General features: G+C 33.8%; 1 protein-coding gene. It reads left to right on the forward strand.

The window, feature by feature from the left end; genetic code table 11:
* On the forward strand, positions 1-194 hold a 194-nt coding region (locus AC0IXR_RS25075), incomplete at its 5' end, for a helix-turn-helix domain-containing protein (RefSeq protein ID WP_471762599.1).
* Positions 195-269 lie beyond the last annotated feature (75 nt).

Here is a 269-nt window from a genome sequence, read left to right on the forward strand (position 1 = left end):
GTATAAATGAGCGAAGAACTCGATTAGGAATGACACAAAAAGAATTAGCTAGTAAAACTGACACAACTAAATCAACAGTTCAAAAATGGGAGTCTGGTGTTCATTTACCTAAAAAAGAAACAATACCTAAAATAGCCGGAATTCTAAAGTATAGCGAAGAATACCTTCTGTATGGAAGTGACAGCAATGAGTAAGTTATTAATAGACGATTACCCAATATTAGTTTTGCCTAAGTTAGCTACAGAAATCGGATTAAACGAGGCTATTGT

The sequence above is a fragment of the Methylobacterium sp. AC832 genome, from assembly GCF_979256025.1.